12 protein-coding genes are annotated in these 12,266 nt (G+C 65.8%); 8 read left to right on the top strand and 4 right to left on the bottom strand.

Translation table 11 applies throughout. The annotated features are described in order from the left end of the window. Positions 1-2 precede the first annotated feature (2 nt). Positions 3-1,754 carry a heparinase II/III family protein gene (locus tag J1C52_RS00230; RefSeq protein ID WP_370633213.1) on the bottom strand — a complete coding sequence of 584 codons (1,752 nt, stop codon included), beginning with the start codon at positions 1,752-1,754 and terminating at the stop codon, positions 3-5. Positions 1,755-1,848: 94 nt separating this feature from the next. Beyond that, the gene (locus J1C52_RS00225) at positions 1,849-3,117 is read right to left on the bottom strand and encodes an RsmB/NOP family class I SAM-dependent RNA methyltransferase (RefSeq protein ID WP_227425906.1); all 1,269 of its coding nucleotides are present in this window, start codon (positions 3,115-3,117) and stop codon (positions 1,849-1,851) included. 73 nt (positions 3,118-3,190) lie between these two features. Between J1C52_RS00225 and J1C52_RS00220 the strand changes: the two genes are divergently transcribed. Next, positions 3,191-3,415 carry a DUF1674 domain-containing protein gene (locus J1C52_RS00220; protein WP_227425905.1) on the top strand — a complete coding sequence of 75 codons (225 nt, stop codon included), beginning with the start codon at positions 3,191-3,193 and terminating at the stop codon, positions 3,413-3,415. 125 nt (positions 3,416-3,540) lie between these two features. Here J1C52_RS00220 and rpoH read toward each other — a convergent pair whose 3' ends face one another. Beyond that, the gene (gene rpoH / locus J1C52_RS00215; RefSeq protein WP_227425904.1) at positions 3,541-4,437 is read right to left on the bottom strand and encodes an RNA polymerase sigma factor RpoH; all 897 of its coding nucleotides are present in this window, start codon (positions 4,435-4,437) and stop codon (positions 3,541-3,543) included. 89 nt (positions 4,438-4,526) lie between these two features. After that, positions 4,527-5,597 carry an RluA family pseudouridine synthase gene (locus J1C52_RS00210; RefSeq protein WP_370633212.1) on the bottom strand — a complete coding sequence of 357 codons (1,071 nt, stop codon included), beginning with the start codon at positions 5,595-5,597 and terminating at the stop codon, positions 4,527-4,529. On the opposite strand from J1C52_RS00210, the gene J1C52_RS00205 reads away from it, so the two are divergent. The 7 genes from J1C52_RS00205 (at position 5,563) to J1C52_RS00175 (ending at position 12,265) form a co-directional block, all read left to right on the top strand. Next, positions 5,563-5,868, top strand: coding sequence for a DUF6476 family protein (locus J1C52_RS00205; protein ID WP_227425902.1), 306 nt, complete (start codon positions 5,563-5,565; stop codon positions 5,866-5,868). The genes J1C52_RS00210 and J1C52_RS00205 overlap by 35 nt on opposite strands. Before the next feature lie 72 nt (positions 5,869-5,940). Further along, positions 5,941-6,777 carry an MBL fold metallo-hydrolase gene (locus tag J1C52_RS00200; RefSeq protein WP_227425901.1) on the top strand — a complete coding sequence of 279 codons (837 nt, stop codon included), beginning with the start codon at positions 5,941-5,943 and terminating at the stop codon, positions 6,775-6,777. A gap of 155 nt (positions 6,778-6,932) precedes the next feature. Beyond that, a complete protein-coding gene (locus J1C52_RS00195; RefSeq protein WP_227425900.1) occupies positions 6,933-7,871 on the top strand; it encodes an HNH endonuclease in 939 nt (312 codons plus the stop codon). Positions 7,872-8,045: 174 nt separating this feature from the next. After that, complete coding sequence (gene selD / locus J1C52_RS00190; protein WP_227425899.1) at positions 8,046-10,196, top strand: selenide, water dikinase SelD; 2,151 nt, start codon at positions 8,046-8,048, stop codon at positions 10,194-10,196. A 22-nt stretch (positions 10,197-10,218) separates the two neighbouring features. Next, positions 10,219-10,569, top strand: a complete 351-nt coding sequence (locus tag J1C52_RS00185; protein WP_227425898.1) for a hypothetical protein — start codon at positions 10,219-10,221, stop codon at positions 10,567-10,569. Next, positions 10,566-11,174: a DedA family protein gene (locus tag J1C52_RS00180; RefSeq protein ID WP_227425897.1), complete on the top strand. Its 609-nt coding sequence runs from the start codon at positions 10,566-10,568 to the stop codon at positions 11,172-11,174. Before J1C52_RS00185 ends, J1C52_RS00180 begins: the two co-directional genes overlap by 4 nt. A gap of 71 nt (positions 11,175-11,245) precedes the next feature. Beyond that, the gene (locus J1C52_RS00175) at positions 11,246-12,265 is read left to right on the top strand and encodes an MBL fold metallo-hydrolase (RefSeq protein ID WP_227425896.1); all 1,020 of its coding nucleotides are present in this window, start codon (positions 11,246-11,248) and stop codon (positions 12,263-12,265) included. Position 12,266 lies beyond the last annotated feature (1 nt).

Genomic DNA, 12,266 nt, shown 5'->3' with positions numbered 1-12,266 from the left:
CATCACAGGTCGGGCACGGCCAAGATGTCGTCCTGCGCATGGTCGCGCAACGCGGTCGGCGTGTCATGCGCCTTGGCCAAAGTCCAGTTGGTCTGGCTGGTATAGCTTGTTGCGCGCAAGGACAACACAATCTGTTGTGCCGCGCGCGGCTTCAGTCGGCCTTTTTCCAGATAGACCGACGGGGCCAGCGCCAATGTGGCCCCTTCGGCGCGCATGACCCAGATCTCGCCCGAGCGCAGCGCCAGCGACACGGCGGTGCCGTTCATGTCGAGCGAGGCCTCGACCTCTGGGTGCAGATGGAAGCGCAGCGCATAGGCGATGCCGCCGCCCATGCGCGCGGCCACCTCGTCAAACCGCTTTTGCGCGGGGCGGCCCGTGGCGATCAGGATATCTTCGCCCGACAGCACCCGGCCATCCGCCGACAGGTCCAGATAGCGCAGGTGTTCCAGCCCGTGGCTTTCGCCATAGCCGTCATGGCTGAGCGCCACGGCGCGCGCATAGGGTGTGTGCCGAAACTCGACACCGACCGCGCGCGGCCCGTCGGTCAGTTCCAGCCGCCGCCCGCCGGGGGTGCCGAAGCGGGCAGAGGAATACCCTTCCAGCGCCAGCGTGGAATGGCTGGCGGTGGCGCGGCTGGCGCGGTGCCATTCGGGGCCGAAGCTGCGCCCGTCGCCGCAGGACACGATCACCGGGCGGCGGTTCGAGGTCAGCTCGAACGCGAGCGTCGCGGCATGGGCGCGGCCGGGCGCGGCTTTCAGCGGCGGGGGGGCGGCGTCGGCGATCACGCTGGTGCGGCCCGCGGCCAGCCGCACATAGCCCATCGCCCGCTCGGGCGCAGGGGCGGGCGGCAGGTTCGACAGCGCGTCATGCGTGGCCAGCGCCGCCGCCAGCGCCCCCTCGCGCCCGCGCCCGCCGCCATGGCAGCGCATCAGACCACCATCGGCATGGCGCAGGCAGCGCAGCGCGGCCGCGATCCGGCCCATGACATCGCCCAAGCCGTCGGGGATAGGCTGGCCATTCTCGGCCAGCAATTGCCCCGCCCAGCCAAGGCATTCGAACACGTCCAGAAGTTCCTCGGGGTTGCGCGTGGCCAGACCGCCATCCGCCCCGATTTGGCTGTCGCAATCGCGGGTCAGCGCCGTGACCACGCCCAAGGCGCGATTTTCCCAGCCTTCCAGCGACAGGGCCGCGTATAAAAGCCCCGTGCGTGCCTCTATCCGAGGCAGGCCGGGGGCGGCATGGGCGGCGCGCTTGGACAGGTAGGTAGCATGATGTGCCAGCATCCGCAGGAACGCCGTCTGGTCCGGCCCGTCGCTGCCTTGCAGCAGGAACACCGCGTGGCTTATCAGCCGGATCAGCCGCCGTCCGGCGATGCCCGGTGCCCAGCCTGGCCCACTGCCGCGTCCGTAGCGGCGCATCCAGTCTGCCAGCCCCGCCTGTGCCAGATCGCGCGCCGGCCTGTCGCCCACTGCGGCCAGGTGATCCAGCCATGCGAAGCCTTGTAACTCGTCCACCGCTTCTGGCGTGGCGGCGTCGAAGGGCACGGTGCCTTGCGCCTGTAACAATTCGCCCGCCACAAGGAAATTGCCCGCCAGCATTTGCTGCCCGCGCGCAAAGACCCCAAGGCTGCGCGGCTCTGGCTGCGAGGTGATGGCCAAGGGCGCGCGCACCCGCCCCAGCCAGCGCGCGGCCAGCCTGTCCATGGCGCTGACGCGCTCGGTTCCCGATGACGCTGGCCTGCTCACCTGTGCCATGCCCTTTGTCGTGCCAGTCTGCATGTCTTGGGCGTGCCTCTCGCCCTTGGGGGCAGCATACAGGCTGTGCGCTTCGCTGTCACCGCCCATGGCGCTATTGCGGCACAGTCAACAGCGCCATGTAGAACCCGTCCAGCCCGCCCAGATCGGGCCAGTAATCGGGCCGCGTGCGGATCGGCCCATCGGGGCTTTGCCACGCGGTGGGCAGGCCCGGAATGGGCCGATGCACCAAGCGCGCGCCGGGGTGGCGTGCGAGCGCGGCCTTGATCTGTTCTTCCCCCTCGGCGGGCAAAAGCGAGCAGGTGCAATAGACCACTTCTCCGCCCGGTCTAAGCACGCCCTGCGCGGGCTCGAGCACCCGGTCCAAAAGCGCCGCCTGCAACGCGCGCAACTCGCGCAGCCCGTCCTTGGTTTTCAGAAGCGGCAATTCCGGGTGACGGCGCATGGTGCCGGTGGCCGAACAGGGCGCATCCAGCAGCACCGCGTCGAAGGGCTGGTCCGGCGTCCATGTCAGCGCATCGGCGCAGACGATCTGGGCGGCCAGACCTGTGCGCTTCAGGTTCGCGCGCAGGCGGGCAAGCCGCGCGTCCGACACGTCCAGCGCGGTCACATCCGCGCCAAGGGCTGCAAGCTGCATGGTCTTGCCGCCCGGCGCGGCGCACAGGTCCAGCACGCGTTTATGCCCGCTCAGCCAGCGCGCGGGCAGGGCGCTGGCGGCATCCTGCACCCAGAAGGCCCCCTCGGCATAGCCCGGCAGCGCGCTGACCTGCTGGCCCGCCGGCAGGCGCAGGCTGCCGGTCGGAAGCGCGACGCCTTCCAACCCGTCGGGCCGGGTGCCGCGCAGGGTCAGGTCCAAGGGCGGGATGGCTTCCTGCGCGGCCTCGATCGCTTGGGTCACGGCGGTGCCATAGGCGTTTTGCAACGCGCCACGCAGCCAGCCGGGAAGGCGCGGGGGTGGGGCGGCGTCCCAGTCTTGCGGCAGGGTATCTGCCACGCGGCGCAGCACGGCATTGGCAAGACTTGCGAATTTCGGCTGGCTGCGTTTCAGCATCCCAACCGTATCGTTAATGACGCCATGCGCAGGCGCGCCCATCGCGCCCATTTCCGTCACCGCCAGCCGCAAGGCCCAAAGCACCGGGTCGGGCGGGGTTTTGCGCAGGGGCGCGCGCAGCAGGTGGTCGGCGCGGTCCATATGGCGAAAGCCTGCCAGCGCCAGCCGCGCGGCGCGGGCCTGCCCCTCTGGCGGCAGGGACGTGAAGGCCTGCGGCTGCACTTCGGCCAAGCTGCGCCCCTCGGTCACAACCGCCATGACAAGCGCATGGGCAGCGGTGCGGGGTGCGTGAGAGGGCAGGGTATCGGCCATGGTTTCTTGTCCTTTTGTGCCGCTGCGGTATATCACGCCAGAGGACAAGACAAGCAGAGCGACCCTGACAGACATGCCCGACCAGCCCGAGATCGCGCCCGAACCCCTGAGCCCGGAAGACGAAGCCGCCCGCCGCGCCACGCTGCCCGAAGCCGCCCAGCGGGCGCTGGCAGAGGCCGACGCCCGCCGCGCCGCCGCGCAAGAGCTGGCGCTGCCGCGTGAATTGGGCGGGCGCAAGGGGCCGGAACCCGTGCGCTATGGCGATTGGGAGAAGAAGGGCATCGCGGTCGATTTCTGAGCGTTGTCGGTGCCGGGGCGGTGCCTGCAAACAAATAAAGCCCGCAAAGGCCAGTGCGGGCTTTTGTTATATGCGTCTTTCGCGGGCGCGCGTTTCCGTCCCACGATCCGAGGCTTTCAGGGCGCTTACGTTACGGGAACCACGATGCCCTTTTCGCGCGCGAGCGTGCGCATCCGTGCTTGCAGTTTCTCGAACGCGCGCACCTCGATCTGGCGGATGCGCTCGCGCGAGACGTCGTAGCGTTGCGACAGATCTTCCAGCGTGACCGGGTCATCGCTCAGCCGGCGCTGGGTCAGAACGTCGCGTTCGCGGTCGTTCAGCGCATCCATCGCCTCTGCCAGCAATTCGCGGCGCAGGTCCAGTTCGTCGCGCTCGGCATAGTCCTCTGCCTGGTTGGCATTCTCATCTTCCAGCCAATCCTGCCAGCTTGCTGCACCCTCTTCGGTGCCGACCGTGGCGTTCAGCGACGAATCCCCGCCCGACAGGCGTCGGTTCATCGAGATGACCTCTTCCTCGGTCACGTTCAGGTCATGGGCGATCTTGGCCACGTTTTCCGGCCGCAAATCGCCGTCTTCCAGCGCACCGATGCGGTTCTTGGCCTTGCGCAGGTTGAAGAACAGTTTTTTCTGCGCGCTGGTCGTGCCCAGCTTCACAAGCGACCACGACCGCAGGATATATTCCTGGATGCTGGCGCGGATCCACCACATGGCATAGGTGGCCAGACGAAAGCCCTTTTCCGGGTCGAAGCGCTTGACCGCCTGCATCAGGCCCACATTCGCCTCTGAAATCACCTCTGCCTGCGGCAGCCCGTAGCCCCGGTAGCCCATGGCGATCTTGGCAGCCAACCGCAGATGGCTGGTCACAAGCTGGTGCGCCGCGTCGGTGTCCTGATGGTCCACCCAGCGTTTCGCGAGCATGTATTCCTGTTCCGGCTCCAGCATGGGGAAGCGGCGGATTTCCTGCAAATAACGGTTCAGACCCTGTTCCGGGCTTGGGGCCGGCAGATTTGCGTAGCTGCTCATGCGAAACTCTCCTCTGTGGCCGTCAGAAATAGGGACCGCCCCCCGCGCGTGCAAGTATTGCAACAAAGCGTCACGAAAGCGTTAATCGCTCAGGCGCGGGGCAGTATGTCGATCAGGTTTTGCATATCCTCGGGCAGGGGGGCGTGAAATTCAAGCATCTCGCCCGTGTCGGGATGTTCAAAGCCCAAGGTTTCGGCATGAAGCGCCTGACGCGGAAAAGCCGCCACCGCCGCCACGGCCTGCGCGCCCAAGGCGGCCTCTGACAGCTTGCGTCGCCCGCCATAGACCGGGTCGCCCACAAGCCCGTGACCGGCATGGGCCAGGTGCACCCGGATCTGGTGCGTGCGCCCGGTTTCCAGCCAGCATTCCAAAAGCGACAGGGCCGGGGGCGTGCCGAACGCTTCCAGCACCCGTGCGCGCGTGACCGCGTGCCGCCCGTTCGACCAGACCACGGCCTGTTTCTGCCGGTCGGTCTTGTGCCGGGCCAGTTGCGAGGTGAGTTTCAGGATATTCCCGGCCTCGAAACTCGCGCCGCGCACGCCGCGCAGGCGCGGATCACCCGCATCGGGCAGGCCATGGGCCAGCGCCAGGTAGCGCCGCATCACGCTGTGGCGCTCGAATTGCGCGGCCAGGTGGTGATGCGCATGATCCGACTTCGCCACGACCAGCAGGCCCGACGTGTCCTTGTCAATGCGGTGCACGATGCCGGGCCGCTTTTCGCCGCCAATGCCCGACAGGCTGTCGGCGCAATGGTGCAAAAGCGCATTCACAAGCGTGCGGTCAGGCGAACCGGGGGCCGGGTGCACGACCATGCCCGCGGGCTTGTTCACCACGATCAGCGCGTCATCTTCATAGATCACGTCCAAAGCGATCTCTTGTGCGACGGTCTCGACCTCTGCCGCCGCCTCCAGCCGCAGGACAAGCACCTCGCCCTCGGCCACTTTCGCGCGCGGGTCATCCAGAACGCGGCCCGCCCGCCACACGCAGCCCTCGGCAATCATCCGCGCCAGCCGTGAGCGCGACAGCGCCGCTTCTTCTGGCACATCGCGCGCCAAGGCCTTATCAAGCCGGGCAGGCGGGTCGGCTGCGATCACGACCTGCAATTCGGTGAAAGGTGCCTCTGCCATGTCCATGCCCCCAGACGGTGAAGACCTCGCCATGCCCCCCGATGTGCGCTTCGTCAAGCGGCTGGTGGTGATTTTAACGACGGTGATGATCGCGGGGCTGGTGCTGATCGTGGGGCTGCTGGTGGCGCGCCTGTCGCAGGCGCCCGCCCCCTTGGCCCTGCCGGACAGCGTCGCGCTGCCCGAGGGCACCTCGCCAGAAGCCGTGACCTTGGCGCGCGACTGGGTGTTGGTGCTGGCCGAGGGCGAAATCCTGCTGTTCGACCGCGCCACGGGCGCGCTGGCCCATCGCATCGCGCTGCCCTGAGCGGGCAAGAGCGGGATTGATGCGCTGCCGCGCGCCCACTACCATGGGGCGAAAGACACCCCCGGAGGAGCCATGAGCCGCACCGTCACCCAAACCATCGGCGACGCACAGGTCAGCATCATCACCGATGGCGCGACCACCTTCACGCCCGACCTGTTCCCCGAAACCGACGAAGCGCAGATCGGCGCGCTGCTCTCAGACGCCGGTGCGACCCAGATCGAGACCAATTTCAACGCCGTCCTGATCCGCATGAGCGGGCGCACCATTCTGGCCGATGCGGGGCCGCGCGACCTGTTCGGGCCGACCTGTGGCTTTCTGGCCGAGGGATTGGCGGAACTCGGCGTCGCGCCTGAAGATGTGGACACGCTGATGGCCACGCACCTGCACCCCGACCATGTGGCGGGGATGATTACGGCGGATGGCGCGGCGGTCTTCCCCAACGCCACCCTGCACGTGACCGAAGCCGACCGCGCCTTCTGGTCCGATGACGCGCATTTCCAGCGCGCCTTGTCCGGGATCGCCGATTGGGCGAAACTGGCGCAGGCGGTGCTGGCGGCCTATGACGACCGGCTGGTGATGGCGCGGGACGGGTCCGAAGTTGCGCCGGGGCTGAGCTTCATGGACCTGCCGGGCCATACGCCGGGGCACGCGGGTTGGCGGTTGGAGTCGGGCGGTGAAATGCTCATTCACGCGGGAGACATCGTCCACGCGCCCGCGCTGCAACTGGCGGACCCGGATGTGGCGATTGCGTTCGACATCGACATGAACACCGCGCGGGATACGCGCAGGCAGCTTCTGGAAGAAATCTACGCCGACCGCGCGCTGTTCACCGGCGGGCACTTCCTATCGCCCGCGTTCAACCGGTTGAAGCGCGAGGGGCTTGGGTTCAAGCTGGTGCCGGGTGTGTGAGGGTTTGTGCAGAGCCGCGCCACGGCCGTCGCGGGCGGTTGGGTGAACGTCTGTTTTGAGTTAGAGCTGACCGTCACAGCCACAATGGCACTATGTTTTACAGATCATTTCAGGTAGAAAAGACTATCGGATCACAGTGTAATACGAGAAGACTTTTGCCAAAGGCCCCACAAAATAGATTTTTGCGAGAAGTGGCGCAAGAGTTGGCGCGATTTGACCAGAAAAAACAGTGGGAGTTTTGCTGTCCAACTTGCTTGAACTATTATAGCATTGAAAGCAAAGATATTACCGAAGAGCACATTATTCCCGAGTCAAGGGGTGGTAAGACAACAACATTCCTGTGCAAAAGCTGCAACAGCTTCTTTGGCGGAAAGCAAACACGGTGTCTCTCTGACTGGATAGAGATCAACGAAGGGAAGGCTCCATTTCATCAGGACCCAAAGAAACAAAAAACTACTTTGAAATCAGGAAAGTTAAAAATCAGTGGCCATCTAAGTATTGGTGAACAAAAACAGCTCATATTTCATGCTGATAAAAATCGATCCAACCCAACCGACTACAGTGCTTTTTCGCGGGGGGAGAACATATCGAGCGTAACCATAACAACAAAAATACCTGTCTTTGAAAATGAACAAAGACTCAGAGTTGGTTTTTTAACCGCAGCTTATGGGTTATGGTTTAAGCATTTTGGATACTCATTCGTATTTCAATCCATCTACAATATCGTAAGACAACAAATCATGTGCCCAGATGAAGACATAGCAAGTTGGAATTTTTTAATCTATAATGACTTGGGTCGATCTATCAACCCAACTCTAGGCTTCATGCGCTTTGATGTAGATTATTTTCCCGTCGCACAGATTTACGATCATATTGTGATCCTCCCAAACTCCAAGATGCGGCATCCTGCTACAACAAGCTTTGAAAAAGTATCTGTAAAGGCGCTAGAGCTAGGCGAACCAATAGCTGACCGCTTGCAGCATAGAAGCATCGGTCCCGCAGTTGTTCTTTGTGATTTTCAGGAAATTATATGTCCTGATTTTTTCAAAAATACTACAGTTCCACCACAGATTATATGGATCGATGGGTGGTGATCCTTTCGCCCAGAGTGATCGCAACTCATCACGTCGAAAGCGTGGATGAAAGGCCGCAAGGTCCTCTTTGGAGACATTAGCCCCGCCCCGCCCCCCATCCCCCTCTTGTGACATTCCGCCCCTCGCATATGTCCCCCATCAGGCGTAAGCATACCCAAACCCAAGGGGCCGGACATGCAGACAGATTTCCCGAAAACCCGTGACATCCTGCTCATCGGCGGTGGTCATGCCCATGCGCTGGTGTTGCGGCAATGGGGGATGAAGCCCATGGCGGGGGTGCGGCTGCGGGTCATCAACCCCAGCCCCATCGCGCCCTATACGGGCATGCTCCCCGGTGCCATCGCGGGCCATTACACCATTGACCAGATCATGATCGACCTTGTCCGCCTGTGCCGTTTCGCAGGCGCTGAGGTGATCCTTGACCGCGCCGTGGGCCTTGACCCCGTGGGCAAGACCGTGACGCTCGCCAGCGGGCGGCAGGTGGCGTTCGACATTGCGTCCATCGACATCGGCATCACGTCCGACCTGCCGCAGGTCGCGGGCTTCACCGACCACGGTGTCAGCGCCAAACCCTTGGGCGGCTATGCTGCAAAGTGGGAAGAGTTCCTGCAAACCGCGCCCGGCGCGCCCAACCTGGTCATCATCGGCGGCGGTGTGGGCGGTGTGGAACTGGCGCTGGCGCAGGCCTACCGGATGCGCCAGACCGGGCGCAGGCCCACCATCACGGTGGTGGACCGCAATGCCCAACCCTTGGGCAATATGGGGCCCAAGGCGCGCGCCAGCATGATGGCGGCGCTGCGTGACTATGGCGTGGCGTTGCATCTGAACGCATCGCCCGCGCGGATCGACAAGGACGGCGTGGTGCTGGACGATGGCACGCGCCTGCCGTCCGATTTCACCCTGTCGGTTGCCGGATCGCGCCCGCAGGACTGGCTGCAACAGACGGGGCTGGACCTGCATGAGGGTTTCATCACGGTCGGGCCGACGCTGGAATCTTCGGCCCGCGACATCTTTGCCGTGGGCGATTGCGCGCATCTCGCCCATGCGCCGCGTCCCAAGGCCGGGGTCTTTGCGGTGCGAGAGGCGCCCTTCCTGTTCCACAACCTGCGCGCACGGGCGGCGGGTGCGCCGCTGCGCCGCTACCAGCCGCAGCGCGATTACCTGAAGCTCGCCTCGCTGGGGGACAAGCGGGCGCTGGCCGAGAAATTCGGGCTGCGCGGCGGCGGCGCGTGGCTGTGGCGGCTGAAGGACGATATCGACGAACGCTTCATGGCCAAGTTCCGCGACTATCCGCCCATGCCCGCGCCGAAACTGCCCGAGATGCGCCCGCGCGATCTGGGTGCGGTCATGGGCGCGAAGCCCATGTGCGGCGGCTGCGGGGCAAAGGTTCCCGCGGGCGCGCTTGGGCGGGCGCTGGCGCGGCTGCCGGGGGCGGGGGGCGATCTGGCACCGGGCGACGACGCAGCCGTGCTGCGCGGGCCGGATGGCGCGCAAGTGCTCTCCACCGACCATCTGCGCGCCTTTGTCAGCGACCCGTGGCTGATGGGGCAACTGGCCGCGATCCATGCCTTGGGCGATGTCTGGGCCATGGGGGCCGCGCCGCAACTGGCGCTGGCGCAGATCATCCTGCCGCGCCTGTCCGACGCCTTGCAGGAACGGGTGCTGACAGAGGTGCTGGAAGGCGCAAACTCGGTGCTTGGCCCGGCAGGCGCGGTGCTGGCGGGCGGGCATACCACTATGGGGGCCGAGATGACGGTGGGCTTTACCATGACCGGCACCTGCGCCCAGCCCGTGCCCAAACGGGGCGCAGAGCCGGGCGACGTGCTGATCCTGACCAAGCCCTTGGGCACCGGCATAATCCTTGCGGCGGAGATGCAGCTTGTGCGGCCAAAGACGGGCTTGCTGGGGCCGGTCTGGCAGGCGTGCATCGCCAGCATGGCCCGGCCCATGGGGCAAGACGCGGTCATCTTGGCACCGGTTGCGCGCGCCATGAGCGACGTGACCGGCTTCGGGCTGGCGGGCCATCTGGCAGAGATGCTGGGCGAGGGGCTGACGGCGACGCTCGATCACGATGCGCTGCCTGTCCTTGACGGGGCCAATGGGCTGGCGGCGCAGGGCGTGCACTCGACCCTTGCGCCCGCGAACCGCGCGGCGCTGCGCCCCGAGTGGCACGGCCCGCTTGACGCGCTGCTGGTCGATCCGCAAACCTGTGGGGGTTTGCTGGCGGCGGTGCCCGCGCCGCAGGCCGACGCAACCTTGACCGCGCTTACCAAGGCCGGTGTGCCCGCTTGCGCCATTGGCCAAGTCGTCGCCGCAAGCGAATAGGACCGGTCCCATGGCAACGCCCATGCCCCGACTAAAGACCCTGTGGCGGCGCGCGCCGTGGCTGACGCTGGCCATGCTGGTGGCCTTTCTGGTCGCGCTGGTCTTTGCCATTCGCTTTGGCCTTGCGGTCTGGCACTGGGGCACGCTGCCGGTCGACCCGCAGCTTGAAGGCTGGATGACCCCGCGCTTCATCGCGCATTCATGGGATGTGCCGCCGGACGTGGTGCAACAGGCCTTGCCCCCGCTGGAGGACGGGCTGGGCCGGCGCGTGACGCTGGACGAGATCGCGCAGGGGCAGGGCATCGCGCTTGAGCAGGTGCTGGACGATCTGCGCGCGGCGATCGCGGCGCACCGGGCAGAGCGTGCGCCGTGACGGACCTGCTGTTTTCCCTCGTCTCGACCTATGGGCTTTGGGTGGTCGGGGCTTCGGCCTTTCTGTCCTGTCTTGCGCTGCCGATCCCGACCTCTGCGGTCATGCTGGGGGCGGGGGCCTTCGCGGCATCTGGCGATTTCGTGCTGTGGCAGGTTCTGGCCACGGCTTGGGGCGCGGCGGTGCTGGGCGATCAGACCGGCTACCAACTTGGCCGCTGGGGCGGCCCGCCCTTGCTGGAACGGCTATCTAGCCACCCAGCCCGCGCCCGGCTCATTGCGCGGGGGCGCGCCAGCGTCCGCAGCCATGGCAGCATGGGGGTGTTCCTGTCGACATGGCTTTTTGCGCCGCTGGGGCCATGGGTGAACCTGATCGCGGGGGCCGCACATCTGCCGCGCGCGCGTTTCACCCTTTGGGACGCCTTGGGAGAGGCGATCTGGGTCGCGGCCTATGTGGGTCTGGGCTATGCCTTTGCCGCGCGGCTTGAAAGCGTGAGCGCGCTCTTGGCCGACTGGTCTGGCCTTGTGCTGGCCTTGGGTGTCGGACTGGCCCTTGCGTTTTTGTTGCTGGCGCGGGTGCGGCACAGGCGGCACAGGCGCGCGCACTAGCCCGGCCAAGGTAAGTGCTTGACGCGCATCCTTTTCGCCCCGATCCTGCCAGTTGAAGGGAAAAGGGCGCCGTGGGATCATTTCAGCTTTTCGCCTTGGCACAGCTGCGGAACGTGGCGCTTGCCATGGGCTGCCTCGTGGCGCTGCTGGCCTGTGCCATGCCGCAGGGTGCGGGCTGGCCGCGTGCCTCGGAGCCCGTTCTGCCCGACCCGTGCCGCGCGGCGGGTATCGCAACCGTTGCCGCCGGGTCGGTGATGGGCGTGTTCGACACAAACGGCGCGCCGCAGGTCTTTCAGCTTGGCCCCGAGGCACGCCGCGACGGCACGGTGACATGGCTGGGACACGCGGCGCTTCTGGTGCGGCTGGGTGGGAAGTCGGTGCTGATCGACCCGATCCTGACCGAGCGGCTGGATATACCGCTGCTGGGCGGGCCACGCCGGATCGCGCCCGCGCCAGACTTGCGGCTGGACCGGGTGGATGCCGTCCTGATTACCCATGCCGACCACGACCATTACAACATGCGCACCCTGTCTGCGATCGCGCGCGCCTACCCGGATGCGGAACTGCTGACCCCGCCGGGGCTGAAGGCTGAAGCGCAAGACTTAGGTTTTCGCGCCGTGTCCGAGCTGGCGCTTTGGGCACCGCGCCAGTTGGGCGATCTGGAAATCATCCCGGTGCCCGCCGTGCATTACGGACGGCGCGACGTGCTGGGGTTCATCCGCACAAAGGCCTATGGCTACCGGCTGAACGCGGGCACACGGTCATTGTTCGTGGCGGGCGATACCGCGCAGGGAGAGGTGTTTTCAGAGATCCGCGACCGTCTTGGGCCGGTGCGCCTTGCCGTACTGCCCATCGGCGCTTTCGCGCCAGAGCCGTTCTTCGCCGATGTCCAGACCAACCCCGAAGGCGCGATGCAGATCGCCCGCCAGCTACAGGCGGGGCGCGTGCTGGGCTATCATTGGGGCACCTACCAGTTCAGCCCCACCCCGCCCACAGAGATCCGCGCGCGGTTTCTGGCCAGCGGCACCCAAGGCGGTCCGCAGCCCATGGATTGGGACATTGGGGAAACGGTGACGGTCTGCGGCGGCTAGG

Source organism: Roseibaca sp. Y0-43 (genome assembly GCF_020667835.1).
Taxonomy (GTDB): Bacteria; Pseudomonadota; Alphaproteobacteria; order Rhodobacterales; family Rhodobacteraceae; genus Roseinatronobacter.
This window is presented reverse-complemented; position numbering and strand designations above follow the sequence as displayed.

What these genes read in the sequence shown, in the direction of transcription:
- J1C52_RS00230 (WP_370633213.1), bottom strand. Translation starts at nt 1,754, where the DNA reads ATGGCACAGGTGAGCAGGCCAGCGTCATCGGGAACCGAGCGCGTCAGC.
- J1C52_RS00225 (WP_227425906.1), bottom strand. Translation starts at nt 3,117, where the DNA reads ATGGCCGATACCCTGCCCTCTCACGCACCCCGCACCGCTGCCCATGCG.
- J1C52_RS00220 (WP_227425905.1), top strand. Translation starts at nt 3,191, where the DNA reads ATGCCCGACCAGCCCGAGATCGCGCCCGAACCCCTGAGCCCGGAAGAC.
- rpoH (WP_227425904.1), bottom strand. Translation starts at nt 4,437, where the DNA reads ATGAGCAGCTACGCAAATCTGCCGGCCCCAAGCCCGGAACAGGGTCTG.
- J1C52_RS00205 (WP_227425902.1), top strand. Translation starts at nt 5,563, where the DNA reads ATGTCCATGCCCCCAGACGGTGAAGACCTCGCCATGCCCCCCGATGTG.
- J1C52_RS00210 (WP_370633212.1), bottom strand. Translation starts at nt 5,597, where the DNA reads ATGGCGAGGTCTTCACCGTCTGGGGGCATGGACATGGCAGAGGCACCT.
- J1C52_RS00200 (WP_227425901.1), top strand. Translation starts at nt 5,941, where the DNA reads ATGAGCCGCACCGTCACCCAAACCATCGGCGACGCACAGGTCAGCATC.
- selD (WP_227425899.1), top strand. Translation starts at nt 8,046, where the DNA reads ATGCAGACAGATTTCCCGAAAACCCGTGACATCCTGCTCATCGGCGGT.
- J1C52_RS00185 (WP_227425898.1), top strand. Translation starts at nt 10,219, where the DNA reads ATGCCCCGACTAAAGACCCTGTGGCGGCGCGCGCCGTGGCTGACGCTG.